At 61.7% G+C, this 20,917-nt stretch carries 21 protein-coding genes, 1 tRNA gene, 1 pseudogene and 1 riboswitch; of the genes and pseudogenes, 11 read left to right on the top strand and 12 right to left on the bottom strand.

All coding sequences use genetic code 11. The features are described from left to right. Positions 1-387: 387 nt before the first annotated feature. The 7 genes and pseudogenes from EB809_RS21170 to cbiB all read right to left on the bottom strand — a co-directional run. Positions 388-1,422, bottom strand: a pseudogene (locus tag EB809_RS21170) (ATP-binding protein); the annotation flags it as partial. Beyond that, positions 1,403-2,167 (bottom strand): CbtA family protein, encoded by a 765-nt coding sequence (locus EB809_RS08785; protein WP_123634447.1) that lies wholly within the window; start codon positions 2,165-2,167, stop codon positions 1,403-1,405. The pseudogene EB809_RS21170 and the gene EB809_RS08785, both read right to left, overlap by 20 nt. Positions 2,168-2,264: 97 nt before the next feature. Next, positions 2,265-2,456: a CbtB domain-containing protein gene (locus tag EB809_RS08780; RefSeq protein ID WP_123634446.1), complete on the bottom strand. Its 192-nt coding sequence runs from the start codon at positions 2,454-2,456 to the stop codon at positions 2,265-2,267. A gap of 33 nt (positions 2,457-2,489) precedes the next feature. Beyond that, positions 2,490-2,702, bottom strand: a riboswitch (cobalamin riboswitch). A 49-nt stretch (positions 2,703-2,751) separates the two neighbouring features. Next, complete coding sequence (gene bluB / locus EB809_RS08775; protein WP_123634445.1) at positions 2,752-3,465, bottom strand: 5,6-dimethylbenzimidazole synthase; 714 nt, start codon at positions 3,463-3,465, stop codon at positions 2,752-2,754. Next, entirely contained in the window at positions 3,465-4,937 is a 1,473-nt protein-coding gene (locus EB809_RS08770; protein ID WP_123634444.1) for a cobyric acid synthase, read from the bottom strand. Before EB809_RS08770 ends, bluB begins: the two co-directional genes overlap by 1 nt. An 18-nt stretch (positions 4,938-4,955) precedes the next feature. Further along, positions 4,956-6,023 (bottom strand): threonine-phosphate decarboxylase CobD, encoded by a 1,068-nt coding sequence (cobD, locus tag EB809_RS08765; protein ID WP_123634443.1) that lies wholly within the window; start codon positions 6,021-6,023, stop codon positions 4,956-4,958. Between the two features lie 14 nt (positions 6,024-6,037). Further along, positions 6,038-6,949, bottom strand: coding sequence for an adenosylcobinamide-phosphate synthase CbiB (cbiB, locus tag EB809_RS08760; protein ID WP_123634442.1), 912 nt, complete (start codon positions 6,947-6,949; stop codon positions 6,038-6,040). Positions 6,950-7,096: 147 nt separating this feature from the next. Here cbiB and cobT point away from each other — a divergent pair, with 147 nt between their 5' ends. Next, positions 7,097-8,158 carry a nicotinate-nucleotide--dimethylbenzimidazole phosphoribosyltransferase gene (cobT, locus tag EB809_RS08755; protein WP_123634441.1) on the top strand — a complete coding sequence of 354 codons (1,062 nt, stop codon included), beginning with the start codon at positions 7,097-7,099 and terminating at the stop codon, positions 8,156-8,158. Beyond that, positions 8,155-8,787, top strand: coding sequence for a histidine phosphatase family protein (locus EB809_RS08750; RefSeq protein ID WP_123634440.1), 633 nt, complete (start codon positions 8,155-8,157; stop codon positions 8,785-8,787). The genes cobT and EB809_RS08750 overlap by 4 nt, the downstream gene beginning before the upstream one ends. Positions 8,788-8,793: 6 nt before the next feature. On the opposite strand, the gene cobU is transcribed toward EB809_RS08750, so the two are convergent. Further along, positions 8,794-9,312: a bifunctional adenosylcobinamide kinase/adenosylcobinamide-phosphate guanylyltransferase gene (gene cobU, locus EB809_RS08745; protein WP_123634439.1), complete on the bottom strand. Its 519-nt coding sequence runs from the start codon at positions 9,310-9,312 to the stop codon at positions 8,794-8,796. Between the two features lie 144 nt (positions 9,313-9,456). On the opposite strand from cobU, the gene cobS reads away from it, so the two are divergent. After that, positions 9,457-10,227 carry an adenosylcobinamide-GDP ribazoletransferase gene (cobS, locus tag EB809_RS08740; protein WP_123634438.1) on the top strand — a complete coding sequence of 257 codons (771 nt, stop codon included), beginning with the start codon at positions 9,457-9,459 and terminating at the stop codon, positions 10,225-10,227. A gap of 112 nt (positions 10,228-10,339) precedes the next feature. On the opposite strand, the gene EB809_RS08735 is transcribed toward cobS, so the two are convergent. Next, positions 10,340-10,430: transfer RNA gene (locus EB809_RS08735), tRNA-Ser, on the bottom strand. Between the two features lie 345 nt (positions 10,431-10,775). Between EB809_RS08735 and EB809_RS08730 the strand changes: the two genes are divergently transcribed. From EB809_RS08730 to EB809_RS08705, 6 genes are all read left to right on the top strand, one after another. Then, entirely contained in the window at positions 10,776-11,498 is a 723-nt protein-coding gene (locus tag EB809_RS08730; protein WP_123634484.1) for a Bax inhibitor-1/YccA family protein, read from the top strand. Positions 11,499-11,572: 74 nt separating this feature from the next. Next, entirely contained in the window at positions 11,573-11,992 is a 420-nt protein-coding gene (gene tusD, locus EB809_RS08725; RefSeq protein ID WP_123634437.1) for a sulfurtransferase complex subunit TusD, read from the top strand. Further along, positions 11,989-12,339, top strand: a complete 351-nt coding sequence (locus EB809_RS08720; RefSeq protein WP_123634436.1) for a DsrE family protein — start codon at positions 11,989-11,991, stop codon at positions 12,337-12,339. Before tusD ends, EB809_RS08720 begins: the two co-directional genes overlap by 4 nt. Then, complete coding sequence (tusB, locus tag EB809_RS08715; protein ID WP_123634435.1) at positions 12,339-12,623, top strand: sulfurtransferase complex subunit TusB; 285 nt, start codon at positions 12,339-12,341, stop codon at positions 12,621-12,623. The genes EB809_RS08720 and tusB overlap by 1 nt, the downstream gene beginning before the upstream one ends. Beyond that, the gene (locus EB809_RS08710; RefSeq protein WP_123634434.1) at positions 12,623-12,949 is read left to right on the top strand and encodes a TusE/DsrC/DsvC family sulfur relay protein; all 327 of its coding nucleotides are present in this window, start codon (positions 12,623-12,625) and stop codon (positions 12,947-12,949) included. Before tusB ends, EB809_RS08710 begins: the two co-directional genes overlap by 1 nt. Before the next feature lie 7 nt (positions 12,950-12,956). Beyond that, a complete protein-coding gene (locus EB809_RS08705) occupies positions 12,957-14,012 on the top strand; it encodes a glycosyl transferase family protein (protein ID WP_123634433.1) in 1,056 nt (351 codons plus the stop codon). Here the strand turns inward: EB809_RS08705 and EB809_RS08700 are convergent. The 3 genes from EB809_RS08700 to nfuA all read right to left on the bottom strand — a co-directional run bounded on the left by EB809_RS08700 (position 13,989) and on the right by nfuA (position 16,412). Next, complete coding sequence (locus tag EB809_RS08700) at positions 13,989-14,339, bottom strand: hypothetical protein (RefSeq protein WP_123634432.1); 351 nt, start codon at positions 14,337-14,339, stop codon at positions 13,989-13,991. The genes EB809_RS08705 and EB809_RS08700 overlap by 24 nt on opposite strands. Positions 14,340-14,362: 23 nt before the next feature. Continuing rightward, positions 14,363-15,580: a DUF445 domain-containing protein gene (locus tag EB809_RS08695; RefSeq protein WP_123634431.1), complete on the bottom strand. Its 1,218-nt coding sequence runs from the start codon at positions 15,578-15,580 to the stop codon at positions 14,363-14,365. Between the two features lie 244 nt (positions 15,581-15,824). Beyond that, positions 15,825-16,412, bottom strand: a complete 588-nt coding sequence (gene nfuA, locus EB809_RS08690; protein ID WP_123634430.1) for a Fe-S biogenesis protein NfuA — start codon at positions 16,410-16,412, stop codon at positions 15,825-15,827. A gap of 214 nt (positions 16,413-16,626) precedes the next feature. On the opposite strand from nfuA, the gene metH reads away from it, so the two are divergent. Next, the gene (gene metH, locus EB809_RS08685) at positions 16,627-20,325 is read left to right on the top strand and encodes a methionine synthase (protein WP_123634429.1); all 3,699 of its coding nucleotides are present in this window, start codon (positions 16,627-16,629) and stop codon (positions 20,323-20,325) included. A 50-nt stretch (positions 20,326-20,375) separates the two neighbouring features. Further along, positions 20,376-20,609: a DUF2970 domain-containing protein gene (locus EB809_RS08680; protein ID WP_123634428.1), complete on the top strand. Its 234-nt coding sequence runs from the start codon at positions 20,376-20,378 to the stop codon at positions 20,607-20,609. Positions 20,610-20,917: the final 308 nt, after the last annotated feature.

Below are 20,917 nucleotides of genomic sequence, written 5' to 3'. Positions count from 1 at the left end.
GGCCATGGCCTTGGGGGCGCGACGCCTCGACAGGACCGGCTGCACGCCATCGTTTCCGAACGCCAGCACGGCGATCTGCTCGCGGGCGGCATAAGCCTGGTGTGCGACGGATTCCACCATACCTTTGGCCCGCCCCAGAAGGCGCTTACCCAGTGTGGATCCGGACGTGTCCAACAGCACCAGGTGCAATACGGGCTGGCCGGATCGGGCCTTGCGAAAGCGCAGTTCACGCAACGGCCAGCGCCCCCGGTTCGTCAGCAACGTGGCAAACCAGTCCGGCTTGTTGTTGGTGCGTTGGGCGCGGCGCTGTCCGGCGTGATCGCCTTTGCGGGCTTTCGAGGCCGGGGTTGTCGTCCGCTGGTGGGCATTGTGCTGTGACTGTGAAGCCGGTGGCGCGTGCCAGTCGACGGCTTCGGTACGCTGGGCCTCGGGCGGAAGCGCGCCCCACTGCCCTTGTTCTTCTCGGCCATCACCCTGATGCCCCCTATTCTGACCATCGAGCGGATCTGATCCGGATGAGCCATCTTTGGGCGCCGGCGGTTCCGTGGGCGGTGTCGTGCGCCGGTGCGCGAGCACCCAGGGTTCGACCGCCTCGAGATCGTGCAGCGAGATTGAACCATCTCCTCGCCAGGCGGCATGGGCCTGCGCCGCCCGGTGCCAGGTCACGTCCGCGCGCAGCCCTTCTACGCCCGCCGCCTCGCATTGTTCGGCGATGTGGGGATACACCCAATCCGGTGTGGTGACAGACGCCAGACTTTCCCGGGCGTGCACAATACGATTCGCGAGTGTCTGCTGCTGGTCTTCAAATTGCGCGCAGAAACGCAGTGGATCGTTTTCGAAAGCTTCCCGCTGCTGGACGATGGCCACCCGGTCCGCCCTTGGAATCGTGCGTTCCAGCTCCAGGCACAGCCCGAAACGGTCCAGCAGTTGCGGCCTCAGCTCCCCTTCATCCGGGTTCATCGTGCCGATCAGGGCGAAGCGCGCTGAGTGGGTGTGGCTGATCCCGTCCCGCTCCACCACGTTGGTGCCCCGGGCCGCCGCATCCAGCAGCAAGTCCACCAACGCGTCGGGCAACAGGTTGACTTCATCCACGTAGAGAACGCCGCCGTCGGCCTTCGCCAGCAAACCGGGCTGGAATCGTACGTTCTGATCGGCCAACACACCCTGCAGGTCGAGGCTGCCGATCAGGCGATCCTCGCTCGTGCCCAGCGGCAGGTTCACGAAGGGCGAACGTCTGCCTTCACCGTCGATCGGCAGGATGTCCGCCAATGCCCGGGCCATTGTCGACTTGGCGCTTCCCCGGGGGCCGCTGATCAGTACGCCGCCGATTTTCGGGTTGATCGCGTTCAGGATCAGCGCCGTCTTCAGCGACGATTGACCAACGATGGCCGTGAACGGAAACTCAGACGGCTGCGTTGACATGACCCAACCGCCCCTTGTCCGCCAGACGTTTCAGCACCAGGGCGCACAGCACGCCGGCCAGCAGCCAGAACCCGAGATTGGCCAGCCCGGATGCCCAGATAAATCGGTGATGCAGCTCGGTCAGCGCCAGCACCGCCTCGGGATCCGGATTGGCGAACATCGGTCCGTCATGGACCGGTACGAAAAACTGCGGAGCGATCAGCAACGGCACACCCAGGAGCCGCTTCCATCCCGTTGCCAAAAACAGGACACCGAGTCCAGCCGCCGCTAAAACCACAGTGACGATCCACCAGGTTTGCCGGAGTTCGAGAGCTGCGGCGCTGGCCCCGGGGATTTCAGGCGGCAGGCCGATCGACGGCGCAATGAACACCGCCAGATATCCCAGTGCGCCCAGCAACAAACCCTGCTGGACTTTCGGGGTCATTCGGCCCCTTTCCCGCAGCTGGTTCATCACGACCAGCAGGATGGCCGCGAAGCCGATACCGGCGCAGATGTTGGAAACCGTGGTGTAGAACAGGCGTTCGGCGCCGTCCGCCGGGGCCCAGGCGTCATCGCCATGATGGTGGCCTGCGCTCTCGCCGTGGTCGTGATCGGCATGATCGTGATGGTGAGCTACCGGCTCAGCGGTTTCGTACTGCTCGGCGGCAAGGATGATGGGCGACGTGCCCAGTGCTTCAAAGGCCGTCATGGCCAGACCCAGGATCAGTCCAACCAGACAGGCGCCCAGGATCAATGAACGGAACATGGTTTTCCCTCCGATGAAAACACAGAATCACGTGACGCGGTTGGCCGGTCAGCAAGTCGACCGACGAACGTCAGCGGTTGTCAGTGATGATCCGTGCTCAGTGGCAGGGAAAAACGAACGTGTGCCGGGTGTCGTGCGCGGCATTGTGCGCGGCACTCATCGGCAGGAAGCCCACCGCATAAAGGATCAGCGCGCCGAAAAGCGCAACCGCACCCTGCTGGATGGCTGATGAAACGTGGGAACCAGAACGGGACACCCGTTCCGTGGAAGGCGTGGAAACTACAGACATGTTATCTCCCCCGGTGCCCGCCGCACCGTCATTGGATGGATCGAAGTGACGGGCCGGTCTTCGGGCTCGAAGAGGAAACGGTCTGTCGACCGTCTCGTCGCCTACGCCTTCCCGGCAAATGCCAGTGGCTCGTGCAGGCTACATCTTCATTACCGATGCGGGGGCAGCGATGGAATTGGCCGTGAGGCCGCACCATACTTCCCGATTATCCTCTCTGTGAGAGGCACCCATCTTCAAGGCGTCCATCGTAATGCAACTCTTACGACGGGCGCAACGCATCCTGGCGAATTTACGATTATTTCCGTTCAGGCCGTTCTGCAAGCCACTCCGCCAGCGGATGCTCAGAGCCCAGCGTGCCGGACCAGCGGTCACGGTGCACCAGCTCATCCAACGGCAACCGGGAACGCCAGCCTTTGGCCTGCAGTTCCGGCTGGTCCAGGAATTCACTCACATACCCGATACACAGGTAAGCCAATGGGTAGACCCCCTCCGGCAGCTCCAGCACCTGCGCCAATTTGTCCTGGTCCAGGATGCTGACCCAACCCACGCCAATGCCTTCCGCCCGTGCCGCCAGCCACAGGTTCTGGACGGCCAGGCAGGTGCTGAACAGGTCCGTTTCCACGATGGAATTCCGGCCCAGGACGTTAGAGCCACCGCGACGGCGATCGCAGGTGATGCAGAGGTTTAGCGGGCTATCGAGAATGCCCTGGAGTTTGAGGCTGCGGTACGTGGATTCGCGTTCGCCGGTGTAGTTGTCGGCGGCCCGCTGGTTTTCCTGGTCGAAATTATCCAGCACACGCTGGCGAACCTCGCGGCTTTCGATGACCAGAAAATCCCAGGGCTGCATGAAACCCACGGACGGAGCGTGATGGGCGGCTTCCAGAAGACGCCCGAGCACATCCGGCGGCACCGGGTCCGGCAGGAATTGGGAGCGCACGTCCCGGCGCTCGAAAATGGCGCGGTAGAGTCCGCTGCGTTCCTCGTCGGTAAAGGCGTTGTCGGCGGACATCAAACCGTTTCCCCGTTCAGTTTCAGTAGCCGACGCAGCAGGTCGGTATCCAGTTCTTTCTCCAGCTGATCCGCCAGTCGATCGAGCTGATGCAGGCGGTGCTGCTGATAATCGACGGCCCGGCGACTGCGCAGTCCCCAATGGGCCAGGAGCGCCTTACAGGCCTCTGCGCGATCGAAGACTCCATGCACGTAGGTGCCCATTACCTGACCGTCGTCGCTGATCGCGCCGTCCGGCCGACCGTCAAGATAAGCCAGCGGCCTGTTGAGTGCGGCCCCCGTGGTGACGCCGTTGTGAATCTCGTATCCGGTCAGCGGCACCGGGTTCTCCGGACCGTCCAGGTGGAGGCTTCCGGTAACGTTACGCAATTGCTTGCCGGAGACCATGCGCGTATTGATCGCCAGCCAGCCCAGCCCTTCGGTGTTTCCGGGCGTGCCTTCCAGTCCGTCCGGATCGGCCACCCACTCCCCCAGCATCTGGAAACCACCGCAAATCCCAAAGACATGGCCGCCATAACGCAAGTGCCGGGTGATGGCGGCCGGCCAGCCATGCGCCTTCAGCCAGCCCAAGTCCGAGCGGGTGCTTTTGCTCCCCGGCAGGATGATGACGTCGCCCGGCGGAATCGCTTCGCCCTCGCCGACGAATCGCAGATCCACTTCCGGATGAGCCCGCAAGGGATCGAAGTCGTTGTGGTTACTAATGCGCGGCAGTCTCGGCACGGTAACCCGAAGCTTTCCACCCCCCTCGGCGCCGCCCAGGTTGACGCTGTCCTCGGCGTCCAGCAACAGGCCCTTGAGGTAGGACAAAACGCCGACCACCGGCTTGCCCGTGCGCTCAGTGAGCCAGCTCAGACCAGAGTCCAACAGCCCCGCGTCGCCCCGGAACCGGTTGATCACGAAGCCGGCAATGCGAGCCTGCTCGCTTTCCGAGAGCAGCGTCAGCGTACCGACCAACTGGGCAAACACCCCACCCCGTTCGATGTCACCGACCAGCAACACGGGGCAATCGGCGGCTTCGGCAAAGCCCATGTTCGCGATGTCGTTCGCGCGCAGGTTGATTTCGGCCGGACTGCCCGCCCCTTCCGCCACGATCACGTCGTACCGTTCCGAAAGCGCGCGCCAGGCGGCCATCACCGATTCAGCGGCCTCGGCTTTGTAGGCGTGGTAGTCCAGCGCCCCCATGTTGCCGTGGACCTGGCCACGCAGAATGACCTGGGCGCCCGAATCCGTCTGGGGTTTGAGCAAAACCGGGTTCATGTCGCTGTGGGGTTCGATACCGCAGGCCAGCGCCTGCAACGCCGTCGACCGGCCGATTTCTCCGCCGTCGACGGTTACCGCACTGTTCAGCGCCATGTTCTGGGGTTTGAAAGGCGCAACCGAGACGCCCTGGCGAGCCAGCCAGCGACACAGGGCCGCAACGACGGTGCTCTTGCCGGCATCGGAGGTGGTGCCCTGAATCATCAAGGTGGTCATAGTCGATACAGCCTGTGGTTAAAACGCGGAAGATTGGGGATCGTCGAACGAATGGCCCGCAGAGCCCGCACCCCGAATGTCGCAAAACGCCCGCTCAAGTCGGGCCCACTCGCTCTCGACGCCGGGTAGCCCGAACCGCAATGCAGTCGGTGTCTCAAACCGACGCATCAGAATCCCGCGAGCGGCCAGTTGGTCGGCCAGCGGGACGGCCTGTTCCGTCACAACGTACTGGAACAGCGCCGTGCCTCCGGTCACTGACAACCCAGCCCCTGCCAACAAACCGGCCAGGCGCTCACTGTCCCGGCGCAGGCGCCCGGCGGTGTGTGTTTGCCAGCCGATATCCGTCAGCACTTCAGCCAGGATGGCGCGAGCCGGCCCACTGACGGCCCAGGGCCCCAGATCGGACGCCAGACGATCGACAATTCCGGACTCACCGAACAGGGCGCCCGCGCGCAGCCCTGCGAGTCCGAAGAACTTGCCAATGGACTTCAGGACGAGCAACCCGGGGCGATCGGCAAACGGTGCCAGGCTGTGAGTGGTTTCATCCGGCAGCAGAAAAGCCTCATCGACCACCAGCCAGCCACCCCGGGACTGCAAGCGATCGTGCCAGTGCAACAGCGTCTCACGATCGACCCGCAATCCCGTCGGGTTATTGGGATGAATCCAGACCAGGACATCCAGCGCATCGAGCCAGTCGTCGTTGTTTTCGGACTTGGCGACCTCCACGGGCACGACGTCATGACCTGCCAACGCCCAGCAACGACCGTGCTCCTCGTAGCCCGGAGCGGGCACACCCACACGGCACCGAGAGCGGAGGCGAGGCAAACCCTGAATAGCGGCCTGGGAACCGGGCACTGGCAGGACACCTGCGCTCTCTGCGGCTTGGGCCCAGCTTTTCAGGATCCGTTCCAGTCCGTCATCGTCTTCAGGAAGCCGTTGCCAGACGCTCGCCGGCAACGACGGAATCGGCCAACCGACCGGATTGATGCCGGTGGACAGATCCAGCCACTGTTCTCTCGGAATGCGCCATCGACGTACCGCCTCATTGAGGCGCCCGCCGTGTGCCAGGTTATTTGGAGATGCCATGGTTCCTTCCGGTTTCACAGGATGACCGACAACAACACCGCCGCGATCAGCCACAGTGCAACGCCCCGGTAGACGAGGCGAATCGAGGCCCGTATCGAATCGGCTGTCGCCGCAGGCCCAGCGCCCAGTACCGGACGCTGCCGCAGCCCTTCGCTGTAGGGCGCCGCACCACCCAGGGATACGCCGAGCGCGCCGGCGCCGGCTGCCATCACCGGGCCGGCATTGGGGCTTTCCCAGGATCGCCCTTGCGTCTGCCAACATTGCCAGGCCCTTCGGGTTTGGCCGACCAGTGCATAGGTCAACGCCGTCAGGCGGGCCGGGATCGCGCTCATGACGTCGTCCAGGCGCGCAGCAAACCGGCCGAACCGATTGAACCGCTCGTTTCGATAACCCCACATGGCGTCCAGCGTGTTGACCATGCGATGCAGGACAACTCCGGGCAGCCCGGCAACGAGATACCAGAACAGGCTGGCGAACACCGCGTCCGCTCCGTTTTCCAGCATGGACTCCGTGGCCGCGGTGGCTACCCCGGTGTCGTCCAGTGCCTCGGTTTTGCGGCTGACGATCCGGCCGACGGCCTTCCGGGCGGCTGGCAGGTCGCCCTTTTCCAATTCAACGGCGACAGCCTGCCCGTGCTCGGCGAGGCCTCTCAGGGACATGGCCAGCCAGAGTACAACAACCTCGAGTGTCAGCCGTAACGGGTCGGGCGTTAAGTCAGTGACTAGCCAGGCAACCCCCGTGATCGGGACGGTGAGGATCAACACCCCCGCCACGCCATTGCTGATCGAACCCGGAGCCCGATTAAGGCGTTGCTCGACCCTGGACACCCACCGGCCGTACGCGACCAGCGGATGCCATCGTCTGGGTTCTCCCAGCCAATGATCCAGCAGCACAGCAAGCAGACAGACACCGGCAGAAGCTAACAATTCAGGCCTTCCTCGACGTAATTGCCCGGCAATTGACCCAGGGCATGACTCCAGACAAGCGGCACAGTCTACTCGACCGACACCACCTTGACACCATACCGGCACCGTACGACTATCGTCCGCCCGCTCACCCTGCAGGAATGTGTTATGACCCTACCGGTTGCCTGGACCCACCCCCTACCCGAGCCTGATATGGCCTTCACTGAACGTGCCAGGGAGCAACAAAACCAGCTGACCAAGCCTCCCGGATCCCTGGGTCGACTGGAAAACGCCGCCATTGCCCTGTGTGGCCAGCAACGCCGCCAGACGCCTTCCGCGGACCGTATTCATATCGCCGTGTTTGCCGGCGATCATGGTGTGTGTGAGGAAGGGATTTCCGCGTTTCCACAGGCGGTGACCGCCCAGATGATTGCCAATTTCGCCGGCGGTGGCGCCGCGATCAACGTGCTGGCCAAACAGCTGGGGGCTTCACTGGAGGTCGTTAATCTCGGCACCGTCGGTGAGGTGCCAGCCGACCTGCCCGGCGTAGTACAGGCGGTTATTGCGCCCTCGACCGGCAATATTGCTGTAGAGCCGGCCATGACCGATAGCCAGCTGGCAGAGGCGCTTGTCGCCGGCGACCAGGCCGCCGCACGGGCCGCCGAAGCCGGCGCCGACCTGTTGATTGCCGGGGACATGGGCATAGGCAACACCACAGCCGCGGCCGCGGTCGCCTGCGCCCTTCTGGATGAGGCGCCTGAAACGCTCGCGGGGGCCGGAACCGGGCTCGATCCGGAAGCGATCGAGCACAAGGCAACGGTCGTCGGTCGTGCCCTTGAGCGGCATGGGAAAAACCGCGATCCGCTGGCGGTCCTGCAATCGCTGGGCGGTTTCGAGATTGCGGCCATTGCCGGTGCCTACCTGGGCGCCGCAGCCCGGGGTATTCCCGTCGTGGTGGACGGCTTTATTGCCTCGGCGGCGGCTCTGGTGGCCGTTCGTCAACACCCCACATTGAGCGCCTGGATGCACTTCGGCCACTGCTCGGCGGAACAGGGGCATCGCCGTGTACTGGCGGCGCTGGACGCGGAGCCGTTGCTTGACCTGGGCATGCGGCTGGGTGAAGGCAGTGGTGCCGCGACCGCCGTGACCCTGCTGCGCTCGGCGTGCGCGCTGCACAACCAGATGGCCAGCTTCGCCGATGCCGGTGTCAGTGACGGAAGTGACGCATGAGTGATGACGGCGCCACGCTGATCGATCTGATCCGCCACGGTGAACCCAGTGGCGGCCCCATGTTCCGGGGCAGCAAGGACGACCCCCTCAGTGAGACCGGCTGGCAGCAGATGCGCACAGCGATCTCAAGGGACGACCGCTGGGATGTGATCGTGACTTCGCCGCTGCAACGGTGCCGTGGATTTGCCGAGTGGCTGGGAGCGGAGCATGGGCTCGATGTCGAGGTGGTCGACCGTCTGCGGGAAGTCAGTTTCGGGGATTGGGAAGGCAAAACCGCAGCGGATATTGAGGCGGCGTACGGCGATCACCTGAAACGCTTCTGGGCGGATCCGGTCGCCAATACGCCGGCAGGGGGCGAAGTGCTTACGGCCTTTTCCGAACGGGTTCTGGGCGGCTGGACGCAGTTAAAAGCGACTTACCCCGGAAAACGGATCCTGCTTGTCTGCCACGGCGGCGTTATCCGGATGATCCTGGCCAATGTGCTGGGCATCCCGCTCAGCCAGTCGTTTTCCGGATTTGCCGTGCCCTTTGCCTGCCGCAGCCGGATCCGCGTTGACCGGACGCCACACGGGGAGTTCAGTGCCCTGCTGAGTCACACGCCGCTGGCTTCCGAACCCCACTTGCGCTGAGTGGGATCAGGCCGGCGCTTTCAGCGTCAGCGGCAGCCCGGCCACACTCATCACGACCCGATCGCAGACCCGGGCCAGCGCCTGATTCAGCCACCCCAGCTCGTCGCAGAAACGCCGGGTCAGCGGGTCCATGCCGATCGTGCCCAGCCCGACCTCATTGCTGACGATCACCACGGGCCCCGCGTGAGCGTTCAACGTATCAATGAATCGCTGTTTCTCCAGCGCCAACACCTCGTCACCGGCATGCAGCAAGTTGCTCAGCCAGAGACTCATGCAATCCACCAGCAGGCAGTTTTCGGATGATTGCGAGTCCAGCACATGCGCCAACGAGATGGGCTCCTCGACCAGCCCCCACTCATCGGGACGTAATGACTGGTGCCGTTTGATCCGGCGCGCCATCTCGTCATCGCCGGCCGTCGCCGTGGCCACGTAGGTAACCGGGGCGCCGGAATCAGCCGCCATCTGTTCCGCCAACGCCGTCTTGCCGGAGCGAATCCCGCCCAGAACCAGTATGTTTTCGGCCATCCGCCGGATCTCCTAACGTTCCACCATCGTCAACCCCTGCTGAAGGCAGCGGGGCCGCACAGGTTAACACGTCGACGCCCCTGCCCCTGTCAATTCAACCATTTCCCTTTAGAATGCGCCTTCCACCGGCAGAACGAGTTGAACGTGAGCGCACCAACGTCCCGACTGAATCAGGAATGGCAAACCTTCTGGCTGGCCGTGAGCTTCCTCACCCGGATTCCGCTGCCGGCCCGGATCGATTATTCCCAGCAGCGCATGAATAACAGCAGCATGTATTTTCCCCTCGTAGGACTGCTGTTGGGTGCCATCTACGCCGCCGTTTACGTCTCCCTGGACGCGGTTTTCAGCCCGCTCGTCAGCGTGTTGCTGGTGATGATTTTGCACCTCTGGCTGACCGGTGCCTTCCACGAGGACGGCCTCGCCGACAGCGTTGATGCCCTGGGCGGCGGATACACGGTGGAGGATCGGCTGCGGATCATGAAGGACAGCCGGATCGGCACCTACGGTGCGGCTGCCCTGATCATGGCCCTGGCGCTGAAAGCCGCATTGCTGCTGGATACCCGGCCGATCTGGCTGGCGCTGTTGCTGGCACCGGCCATCTCGCGTTTTACGCCCCTGCTGATGATGCACTACCTGCCTTACGTCACCTTGTCCGAACACAGCAAAACCAAACCGGTTGCCTCCGGCTTTCCGGCCAAACGGCTGGGTTTCGCCTTTGTCGTGACCCTGCTCATCGCTCTGACCGGCACGCTAAAGGATGACGCATTGCTGCTGATCAGCCTGCTGGCCACCGCTGGCGTCGCGTTGGCCTGGGGCCGCTATCTGAAATCGCAATTGGGGGGCTATACCGGGGATGCGCTGGGAGCCAGCGTGGTTCTGTCAGAACTGGTCTTACTGATCGGGCTGGCGATCTAAACGAAATCCGGCCCCTGGAAAACTCACAGGAATCACTGAAAGTGGTGGTTTGCACCGGATCTGGTGCGGATCGTCATGGAAACGTTCGGGGAAGCCGAGAAGAGAAGAAAAGTGGCGGTGGGCCAGGGATTCGAACCCCGGGAGGGCTACTAACCCTCGGCGGTTTTCAAGACCGCTGCATTCAGCCACTCTGCCAGCCCACCGCATTCGCTTGTTGCGAGCTGCCTTGCGACAGCGGGGAGCATGATACCGGAATCGATTGGCCTGTCAACGGCGATTCACGGGAATTTTATCGTTATCCCATGATGTTGAACCAAAAACAGACAATTCGGTCCAAGCGTTACAAATTCTTTGATAAGACGTTGAATATTGCGTATTTGCCCTTATCATGAGGATAGGTTGATTGAACTGTTGAAGTAGTCTAGTGGCGGTTCTGTTGCAAGCACGGTAAAGCGGATCGCCCTTCGTTCCCGTATAGATAGAGAGGCGCCACTAGACTGCTTCGAAAGTTCCAACCTTAACGTTCCACCATCTGACTGGAGATTATGATGGACGACAGACGCTTCCAAGTTCGCAACGGCCAGGGTGCTTATGCCCAGAGCCATACCGGAAGTGCAACGACCGGTATCGACGCCAATGCGATGAAGGTGTTGCGCAATACCTATTCCCTGCTCTCGATGACGCTGCTGTTCAGCGCCATTATGGCCGGTGTGTCCATGTCAATCGGCCTCGGCCAGGGGGCCAGCCTGATCTGCAGTCTGGGTGCTCTGGCCCTGGTATGGCTGGTACTGCCGCGGACCGCGAACAGCTCAGCCGGCATCGCCGTCGTGTTCGCCTTCACCGGCCTGCTCGGCCTGGGCCTCGGCCCGCTGCTCAACCATTACCTGGCCATGTCCAACGGCAGCGCCATCATCATGCAGGCGCTGGGCGGTACCGCCATCGTCTTCATGACCCTGTCGGCCTACGTCCTGACCACCAAGAAGGACTTCAGCTTCATGGGCGGCATGCTCATGGCCGGTCTGGTGGTGGTGCTGGTGGCCGCTCTGGGCTCCCTCGTTGCAGGCATGTTCGGCGTTGACGTCGCAGCCTTCAGCCTGGCGATCAGTGCTGCCATCGTCCTGCTGATGTCTGGCTTCATCCTGTTTGATACCAGCCGTATCATTCACGGTGGTGAGACCAACTACATCATGGCGACCACAGCGCTGTACCTGAACATCTACAACCTGTTCGTCAGCCTGCTACACATTCTGGGCGCCCTGAACGACGACTGATATCATTCAGGTCTCCCGTACCAGAAACCCCGGTTCGCCGGGGTTTTTTCGTCTAAGCCGTTTAAGGAATGCTCATGATTGCTGAGGACGCCGCCCGCTTTACCCTCGTAATCACCGGTGCCCCCTACGCCAGTCAGGCGCCCCAGACCGCCCTGCACTTCGCCCGCGCCGCGATCTCCGGCGGTCACACCATCGCCCAGGTTTTCCTGTATGGCGATGGCGTGCACCTGGCCTCCAACCTGACCAGCCCGCCCAGCGATGAAACCGACTGGCCGGCCGAATGGCGGGCATTCCTCACCGAGCACCAGATCCCGGCCACCTGCTGCATCGCGTCCGCCTTGAGGCGCGGTTTGCTGGACGACTCCGAAGCCAGGCGCTACGAAAAGCCCGCCAGTAATGTATCGGCACCCTACCAGGTCGCCGGATTGGGCGATTGGCTGGCGGCCACCCAGGACAGCACGCGCACCCTGTATTTCAACGGAGGCCAATCATGAGCCGGCGCTACCTGTTCGTCATCGATCGAGCGCCCTACGGCGACTGGAGCGGACGCGAAACGCTGGACATGGCACTGTCGGCCGCCGCCTTCGACCAATCCGTGGCGCTGCTGTTCACCGGACAGGGCGTCCACTGGCTGCGCGGCGACCAGCAGCCGAAGCGCATTGAGCAGAAAACCGTTTCCCGCAATCTGTCCGCTGCCACCATCTTCGGAATTGAAGCGCTGTATGTAACTCAGGCCGAACTGGACCAACTTGGGTCCGCTGTGGATCCAGGCCTGGCGCTATCGGCGGTCGACACCGCCCGGGACCTGGAAAACCAATTCACTGACGTGGTACGCCTGTAATGAACTGCCTGCACATCCTGAACAAGGCTCCTGACGTTCCTCGATTTTCCGCCTGTCTGGCTGACCTCCGGACCGGTGACGGCCTGTTGCTGACGGAAAACGCCGTCCTGGCCACCGTCGACACGGCACTGTCATGGCCGGACGGCATAACGCTGTACGCACTGCAGCCGGACGCCGAAGCCCGCGGCGTCCCTGTGGAAACCAACCCATTTCAGGTACAGTCCATAGACTTCCCCGAATTTGTTACTCTGACGCTTCAAGCAGATAAGGTAGTGTGCTGGTAATGTCCGTTGTAATGCCCGCCCGCAACAGCGAAGGCTTTCTGGAAAATCCCGAGGCGTGGACGCCGCCGGTGGCCGAGCGCATCGCCGCCGAGTCGGACATCGCGTTGAACGACGCCCACTGGGAGATCATTCATATGCTGCGCGATTTCTACGCCGAGCATGAAATGGCCCCGCCAGCCGCCCGCTTTTTCGTGAAGGCCGTCAAGCAGCACTTTGGCGAGGAAAAAGGCAACAGCATCTACCTGATGCAGCTGTTTCCCGGAACCAGCGCCGTGAAGGTGGCCTGCCGGATTGCCGGGCTTCCCCGGCCCACCAACTGCCTGTAGGTACGCCATGTCCGACGAACAAGCCTCATTGCCCGAAACCAAACCCGGCGAACATCCGTTTGCGCCCTATGTGCGCATTCTGGGCCGGGGTAAGCGAGGCTCCCGGTCGCTGAACCGGGTCGAGGCCCGCCATGCCATGGGTATGATTCTCGCCGGCGAGGTGGAAGACGTGCAGTTGGGGGCCTTCCTGATGCTGATGCGGGTCAAGGAAGAGTCACCGGAGGAACTGGCCGGCTTTGTGGACGCCGTTCGGGCCCAGGCCAATGCCCCCGAAGGACTGACCGTCGATATTGACTGGTCGTCCTACGCCGGCAAGCGCCGGCACGCGCCCTGGTTTTTCTTTTCCCTGCTGCTGCTGGCGGAGGCCGGCTTGCGGGTTTTCGTCCACGGCGCCGAAGGGCACACACCGGAGCGGATCTATCTGACGACCGTCATGGAGGCATTCGGCTTTCCGGTCGCCCACGACTGGGAAACCGCCGCCCGCCAGTTGGATGAGACCAACCTGTCCTACATGCACCTGCGCGATGTCGCGCCTCGCCTGGCGGAAATGATCGAACTGCGACCGATTCTCGGACTGCGCTCGCCGGTGCATTCACTGTCCCGACTGATCAATCCGCTGTCTGCACCGGTAGTGATGCAAGGCATTTTCCATCCGCCCTACGCCGGCCTGCACCAGGGCGCCGGTGAACTGCTGGGTTACGAGCGTGTTGCCGTCATTCGGGGCGAAGGCGGAGAAATTGAACGCAATCCGGACAACGTGATGAAGGTCTTCCGGGCCCGCCGGGACGTTGACGGATTCGTGACCGAGGAGGACAGCTGGTCTGCACTTTTCCCGCAACGACACGTGAAGCCGGAAAAGATCGATGTGACGGATATGGCTCGGGTCTGGCGGGGCGATCTATCGGATGAGTATGGCGAAGCCGCCGTTATCTCCACGGCCGCCCTCGCGCTTTACGAGGCCGGACGTGCCGAGAGCCAGGACGCGGCTCTGGCCCGGGCGGAAGCCCTCTGGAATGAGCGCGACCGCCAGAAATTCGACTCAGCGCTGGCCGTTAGGGGCTGAATCCTGACGGCTGTCCCGTCGCTCCGGATCCTCAAAGGAGCCGAGAAAGCTGCTGAGCCCGTTCTCAACCAGGCCCGATCCAAACTTCAGGAAGGTTCGGGTCGATTCCTTGAAGGTACTCTCCGGCAGATCCATCAGTCCCTCCTGGACGCCTTCCTTCACACCCTGGCGCACGCGTTGCTCAACGCGGTCACCGGCTGCTTTCAGCTCTTCGACCTTGCGATCGATGTACGGCCGCAAAACGAAGCGATAGAACGCCGCCAACACCACCAGAACAGTTATCGCGGTCACCACGATGTGTACGAGAATATCTTGCCAGATCGCCATGGTGGGGATCTCCGAGTGTTGCCCTAAAAGCCGATCGAAACCGGCCAATAATAAAGAAAACCCAGTTGTACCGCGCCAGCAATAGCGCCGAACAGGCCGCCCACCAGCATCAGGTACAGCTCCTCCTCCTTGAAGGCCGGTCGCAGGATATCCTGGAACTCGGCGGGGCCGAGCGCTTTCATTTGCTGGGCCAGAACACCGGCGACCACCGGTGCCCGCTCGCGATTGAATTCCGGATCGCAGAACACGTGCCCCGTCGCCAGGATGGCTTTGTCGTTCATGGCCTTCTTCAGCTCGGTATAGCCGCTCATTCCGACACTCAGCTGGGCGCCCAGCTTCATCAACACCGACTGATCCAGCAGGGGTCGCAGGTGTTTCTGGATGATGGCGCGGGTTCGGCCGCCTTCCCGTCCGTTGATCATGGCGTCGGCGACCTTTTCCACGGTCAGCAGCTCTTCGGCGACCAGGCGACTCCAGACGTCGCTGATTTCATCCTGGCGACGCAGGAACAGTCCCTGCACCCGCCAACCCAGAATCCGGAGCGGGTTGAGGGGGCGAAAAATCAGGTTGATCGCCAGCCAGTTGGTCAGAAAGCCGACCACGAAACCGGTCAGTGGCAGCAACCACGGAAACGGAAAGGATATCCAGGCCGGCAGGATCGCCGCACCGAGCAGGCCACCGATCAGGGCCCCCTTGTTGATGACTGAACGCAGTTCCACGGCGCCGGCCTGCTGGAAGATACGGTTCATCAGGTCCGGGTGACGCTTGAGCTCGCGACTCAGAAGCGCTTTCAGGTCAACGATGTCACTGAGGTCGTCGCCAAAATCCTCAACCAGGGATTCGATTCGCGCGGGCAGTTGCTCCCGGGCCCACTGGTAGATCCGGTTGCGCAAAAACGTGGGCATGTTGTCCCAGAGCACCGGCTGCACGTCGTACATGATCTCATCGATGTACTCATCCAGCCGCGGCGTGACCTGGGAGACGACTTGCTGGACGATGCGTTCGGGATCCAGCTTTTCATAGACCAGGCTCAGATCACCGAATTGCTGCAGCGTGCGGTCCACACAGATGTGGGCCATCTTCTCCGACTTGCGTGGTATCACGCCCTGCCAGCCGAACCAGCGCCCCAAACCGATGAAATTCACCGGATAGAAGGACATCTGGATCGCCAACCAGTTGGTGAACCAGCCAACAAAAGCGGCCATCAACGGAATGGACCACAGCGTTGAATCGCTGAACATGGGTACCCCAGTCAATCTGTCCGGGCCTGCCGAGCCGGAACATAAACGTCATCGTCGGACCCACCCGATAGAGAGTCCGGAACCAGTGTTGGCTATCGCGAGCCTTATTATGATAGCCATGATGGGCCAGCGGGAAGACGGTAACATTGGCCGTCCTGCCGAAAAAAAACAGACTGGAAAGTCCACGAACCGGGCGGGCACAAAAAAAGGTGCCAGCGGCACCTTTCTTGTCGAATCATGACGCTTACTGGTAGTAGGCGTTCTCCGTGTAGGAGTGATCCGTGACGTCACGCACGCCGGTCAGCTCCGGAATACGCTCAGTGAGTGTGGTCTCAACGCCCTGCTTCAGGGTCAGGCTGACCGCGCTGCAACCCTGGCAGCCGCCGCCGAAGCGAAGTACCGCGATGGAGCCATCCGCCACTTCGACCAGCGACACCTCGCCACCGTGGGACGCCAGGCCGGGATTGATCTCGGAAGCCAGGATGTAGTTGATCCGATCCGGTAATGGCGCGTTCTCGTCGATATTCGGCACTTTGGCATTGGGCGCCTTGATGGTGAGCTGGCCACCCATCTTGTCCTTGGAATAGTCCACGAACGCATCTTCCAGGAACGGAACGGAGTTGTGATCCAGGAACAGGGTGAACTTGTCCAGATCAACCGTTTCGTCCGTCGGCACCACCTCGTTGGGCGGACAATAGGCCAGACAGGTTTCCGCATGCTTCGTGCCCGGTTGGGTCACGAAAATACGGACACCCATACCCTCGACATCCTGCTTCTCGATCAGTTGCGCCAGGTAATCCCGGGCAGAATCAGTAACGGTAACCAATGCCATTTCTCTAACCTGCTTGAGAATTTGAGTTCATTTTAAGGCACCATGGGCCAACATAAAAGACCTAGTATTTTACTCAGTCTTTATAATCATCATTGATCTTGACGATGGATTTGAAGGCGGTCACGTCGATTGCAAGCCCCCTAAAGACTATACGCCGCATCTTTGCTATTATTTCGCGCCCCGATTCAGATCAACACAACCCGGAAAAGTCCCTATGAGTGATCGTGAGACCCGACTGAAGCAGTTGCACAACGCCCTGAAGGAACGCATTGTTATCCTCGACGGCGGCATGGGGACCATGATCCAGAACCTGAAGCTGGACGAGGACGCTTTCCGGGCCGAGCGCTTCAAGGACTACGACCGGGATGTCCAGGGCAACAACGACCTGCTGAACCTGACCCAGCCTGCCCTGCTCCGCAATATCCATGCGGATTATCTCGCTGCCGGCGCGGACATCATCGAGACCAACACGTTCAACTCCACGCAGCTCTCCCAGAGTGACTACGGCCTGGAGTCGCTGGCCTACGAGCTCAACGTGGCCGGCGCGCAACTGGCGCGCCAGATTGCCGATGAATTTACCGGGCGTGAGCCCCATAAGCCCCGCTTTGTTGCCGGTGCCGTCGGGCCAACATCGCGTACGGCCTCCATCTCGCCGGATGTGAACAACCCCGGGTATCGCAACGTCGATTTCCAGACGCTGTACGAGAACTACTACGAAGCGGTTAAGGGCCTGGTGGAAGGCGGCTCTGACTTGATCCTGATCGAGACCATCTTCGACACGCTGAACGCCAAGGCCGCCATTTACGCGACCCAGCAGTATTTCGAAGACAGCGGCATCGAGCTGCCGATCATGATCTCCGGCACGATCACCGACGCCTCCGGACGCACCCTGTCCGGTCAGACCACCGAGGCCTTCTGGAATTCCATTGCCCACGCCCGGCCGATTTCCGTGGGCCTGAATTGCGCTCTGGGCGCCGATGCGCTGCGCCCGTATATCGAGGAACTGTCCAACCGGTCCACGACCTACGTCAGCGCGCATCCCAATGCCGGTCTGCCCAACGAATTCGGCGAATATGACCAGACGCCGGAAGAAATGGCCGACATTATCGAAGCCTTCGCGCGGGACGGCTTCCTGAATATCATCGGCGGCTGCTGTGGTTCACGCCCTGACCACATCGAAGCCATTGCCAACGCCGTGGCCAAGTATCCACCCCGCCAGATTCCCGAGATCAAGCCGGCGCTGCGCCTGTCCGGCCTGGAGCCCTTCACTGGCGACGAGAACACCCTGTTCATCAACGTCGGCGAGCGTACCAACGTCACCGGCTCCAAGCGTTTCCTGCGCCTGATCAAGGAAGAGCAGTACGAGGAGGCGCTCAGCGTCGCCCGGGATCAGGTCGAGAACGGCGCCCAGATCATCGATATCAACATGGATGAGGGCATGCTCGACTCGAAGGAGGTGATGGTCCGCTTCCTGAATCTGGTGGCGTCCGAGCCGGACATCGCCCGCGTCCCGATCATGATCGATTCGTCCAAATGGGAAGTGATCGAGGCCGGTCTGCGCTGTATCCAGGGCAAGGCGGTGGTGAACTCCATCAGCCTGAAAGAAGGCGAAGCCGAGTTCATCGCCCGCGCCAGATCCTGCATGCGCTACGGCGCCGCCGTCGTGGTCATGGCCTTTGACGAACAGGGCCAGGCGGACAGCTTCAAACGCAAGACCGAAATCTGTAAGCGATCCTACGACACGCTGGTGGGCATCGGCTTCAACCCCAGCGATATCATCTTCGATCCGAACATTTTCGCCATCGCCACCGGGATCGAAGAGCACAACAACTACGCCGTCGACTTTATCGAGGCGACCGGCTGGATTCGCAAGAACCTGCCCCACGCGTCCATTTCCGGCGGCGTCAGTAACGTCTCCTTCTCGTTCCGGGGCAACGACGTGGTCCGTGAGGCGATCCACTCGGTGTTCCTGTATCACGCCATCAAGGCCGGCATGAACATGGGGATCGTCAACCCGGGTCAGCTGGTGGTCTATGACGAGATCGATCCGGAGTTGCGCGAGCTGGTCACCGACGTGGTGCTCAACCGCCGGGAGGACGGCACCGATCGCCTGCTTGAGGCGGCCGAGCGCTATCGAGGCGAAGTCGGCAAAGCCCGCGAGGAAGATCTGGCCTGGCGCGAATGGCCCGTTCAGAAACGACTGGAACATGCACTGGTCAAGGGCATCACCACCTATATCATTGAGGACACCGAAGCCTGCCGACAGGAAGCGGATCGCCCCATCGAGGTCATCGAAGGCCCGCTGATGGACGGCATGAATGTGGTGGGTGACCTGTTCGGTGACGGCAAGATGTTCCTGCCGCAGGTCGTGAAGAGCGCCCGGGTCATGAAGCAGGCGGTGGCCCACCTGATCCCCTACATCGAAGCCGAGAAAACCGAGGGGCAGCAGGCCAAGGGCAAGATCCTGATGGCGACGGTGAAAGGCGACGTTCACGATATCGGCAAGAACATTGTCGGTGTGGTGCTGCAGTGCAACAACTACGAGGTGATCGATCTCGGCGTCATGGTGCCCTGCGAAAAGATCCTGGCCACCGCCAAGGAAGAGAACGTGGACATCATCGGTCTCAGCGGCCTGATCACGCCGTCGCTGGACGAAATGGTCCACGTTGCCCGGGAAATGCAGCGACTGGAGTTCGACGTGCCGCTGATGATCGGTGGCGCCACCACCTCCAAGGCGCACACAGCGGTCAAGATCGAGCCGCAGTACAAGAACGACCTGGCACTATACGTGTCGGACGCGTCCCGCTGCGTCAATATCGCCTCACAGCTGCTGAGCCGGACTGCCAAGGAGCCGCTGGTCGAGTCCACCCGCACCGAGTACGACAAAATCCGCGAGCGTCGCAAGAATCGGGGCGAGCGGACCAAGCTCATTGACCTGTCCGCCGCCCGGGGCCGGGACACGGAGATCTCCTTCGACGGCTACCAGCCGGTCAAACCCGCGTTCACCGGCCTGAAGGTGTTCGACGACTATGACCTGAACGAGCTGGTCGATTACATCGACTGGACGCCGTTCTTTATTTCCTGGGACATGTCCGGCAAGTACCCGGCGATCTTTGACGATCCCAAGCGCGGCGATGCCGCCCGGACGCTGTTCGACGACGCCCAGGCGATCCTCAAGCGGATTCTCGAGGAAAAGCGCCTCAAGGCGCGGGCCGTGATCGGTTTCTGGCCAGCCAACCGTCGCGGTGACGATCTGGTGGTCTACGCCGACGAAAGCCGCCAGGAGGTCCTGACCACCCTGCACCACCTGCGTCAGCAGGATGAAAAATCACCGGGCAAACCCATGCTGGCGCTGTCCGATTATCTGCTTCCGGAAGACAGCGATCAGTGTGATTACGTGGGCGGATTTGCAGTGACTGCGGGTATTGGCGCCGATGACCTGGCCGAGGAATACAAGGCGAAAAACGACGACTACAACGCCATCATGGTGAAAGCCCTCGCGGATCGTCTGGCGGAAGCCTTTGCCGAGCGCATGCACGAGCGCGTGCGTAAGGAATTCTGGGGCTATGACCCGGAGGAAACTCTGGACAACGACGCGCTGATTCGCGAGCGTTACCGCGGTATCCGGCCCGCCCCCGGATATCCGGCCTGCCCGGACCACACCGAAAAAGCGGCCCTGTTCGACCTGCTGCAAGCCCCCGCCAATGCCGGCATGGAATTGACCGAGCATTTCGCCATGCTGCCCGCGGCGGCCGTGTCGGGTTGGTACTTTGCGCATCCCGAGGCGAAGTATTTCTCGGTCGGCAAGATTGGACAGGATCAGGTCGAGGACTACGCTAAACGGAAAGGCATCAGCAAAGCGGAGGCTGAACGCTGGCTGGCCCCGAGTCTGGCGTACGATCCGGCAGAGTAATGTCGGGCGACAACGGCGGGGCTGTCGGCCGGCCCCGCTGGAGTCACTCCATGGCAGACGACAAGACCCACGATCCTGAAAAAACGCCTCGCAAACCCGGTGTCCTCAAGGTCATGCAAGGCATTCTCGCCGGCGCCTTCGGTGTCCAGAGCGAGCGCCATCGGCACCATGATTTCAGCAGCAGCTCGCCACTGCCCTACATCATTGGCGGGATCCTGTTTCTGATCGTTTTCGTGGTTTCCGTGGCGCTGGTCGTGCGCTGGGTCCTGGCGACCCAGACCTGAAGGGCGCTACTGGCCGCTCACCCAAACCACCGCAAAAGCAACCACCAGCAAAATCAGGCAGACGGCCGCCACAGCATCCACCTGACTGTCGGTCATCGACGACTTTTTGCTCATTCTGGCACTCCTCGCCGCTTGTTTTTAATGAAGGAGGCTCAGGAGTTAAACCCGAGCCTTCCTAAGCCTAGCTGTTGTTTGGGCTCCCCGCTTTTCCGATTAAGTCCAAACCGCTCTTTTATCCAAAAAATCGATTTATTGAATCGAACAAACCGAATACGGAGACGCCGAAAATCGCAACATAAACCCCTGTT

Origin of the sequence: Marinobacter sp. R17, from assembly GCF_003789045.1 — a bacterium.
GTDB lineage: Bacteria > Pseudomonadota > Gammaproteobacteria > Pseudomonadales > Oleiphilaceae > Marinobacter_A > Marinobacter_A mangrovi.
This window is presented reverse-complemented; position numbering and strand designations above follow the sequence as displayed.

What these genes read in the sequence shown, in the direction of transcription:
- EB809_RS08770 (WP_123634444.1), bottom strand. Translation starts at nt 4,937, where the DNA reads ATGACCACCTTGATGATTCAGGGCACCACCTCCGATGCCGGCAAGAGC.
- EB809_RS08710 (WP_123634434.1), top strand. Translation starts at nt 12,623, where the DNA reads ATGTCCGTTGTAATGCCCGCCCGCAACAGCGAAGGCTTTCTGGAAAAT.
- EB809_RS08695 (WP_123634431.1), bottom strand. Translation starts at nt 15,580, where the DNA reads ATGTTCAGCGATTCAACGCTGTGGTCCATTCCGTTGATGGCCGCTTTT.
- metH (WP_123634429.1), top strand. Translation starts at nt 16,627, where the DNA reads ATGAGTGATCGTGAGACCCGACTGAAGCAGTTGCACAACGCCCTGAAG.
- EB809_RS08705 (WP_123634433.1), top strand. Translation starts at nt 12,957, where the DNA reads ATGTCCGACGAACAAGCCTCATTGCCCGAAACCAAACCCGGCGAACAT.
- nfuA (WP_123634430.1), bottom strand. Translation starts at nt 16,412, where the DNA reads ATGGCATTGGTTACCGTTACTGATTCTGCCCGGGATTACCTGGCGCAA.
- EB809_RS08730 (WP_123634484.1), top strand. Translation starts at nt 10,776, where the DNA reads ATGGACGACAGACGCTTCCAAGTTCGCAACGGCCAGGGTGCTTATGCC.
- tusD (WP_123634437.1), top strand. Translation starts at nt 11,573, where the DNA reads ATGATTGCTGAGGACGCCGCCCGCTTTACCCTCGTAATCACCGGTGCC.
- EB809_RS08680 (WP_123634428.1), top strand. Translation starts at nt 20,376, where the DNA reads ATGGCAGACGACAAGACCCACGATCCTGAAAAAACGCCTCGCAAACCC.
- tusB (WP_123634435.1), top strand. Translation starts at nt 12,339, where the DNA reads ATGAACTGCCTGCACATCCTGAACAAGGCTCCTGACGTTCCTCGATTT.
- EB809_RS08720 (WP_123634436.1), top strand. Translation starts at nt 11,989, where the DNA reads ATGAGCCGGCGCTACCTGTTCGTCATCGATCGAGCGCCCTACGGCGAC.
- cobT (WP_123634441.1), top strand. Translation starts at nt 7,097, where the DNA reads ATGACCCTACCGGTTGCCTGGACCCACCCCCTACCCGAGCCTGATATG.
- cobD (WP_123634443.1), bottom strand. Translation starts at nt 6,023, where the DNA reads ATGGCATCTCCAAATAACCTGGCACACGGCGGGCGCCTCAATGAGGCG.
- cobU (WP_123634439.1), bottom strand. Translation starts at nt 9,312, where the DNA reads ATGGCCGAAAACATACTGGTTCTGGGCGGGATTCGCTCCGGCAAGACG.
- EB809_RS08785 (WP_123634447.1), bottom strand. Translation starts at nt 2,167, where the DNA reads ATGTTCCGTTCATTGATCCTGGGCGCCTGTCTGGTTGGACTGATCCTG.
- EB809_RS08750 (WP_123634440.1), top strand. Translation starts at nt 8,155, where the DNA reads ATGAGTGATGACGGCGCCACGCTGATCGATCTGATCCGCCACGGTGAA.
- bluB (WP_123634445.1), bottom strand. Translation starts at nt 3,465, where the DNA reads ATGTCCGCCGACAACGCCTTTACCGACGAGGAACGCAGCGGACTCTAC.
- EB809_RS08780 (WP_123634446.1), bottom strand. Translation starts at nt 2,456, where the DNA reads ATGTCTGTAGTTTCCACGCCTTCCACGGAACGGGTGTCCCGTTCTGGT.
- EB809_RS08700 (WP_123634432.1), bottom strand. Translation starts at nt 14,339, where the DNA reads ATGGCGATCTGGCAAGATATTCTCGTACACATCGTGGTGACCGCGATA.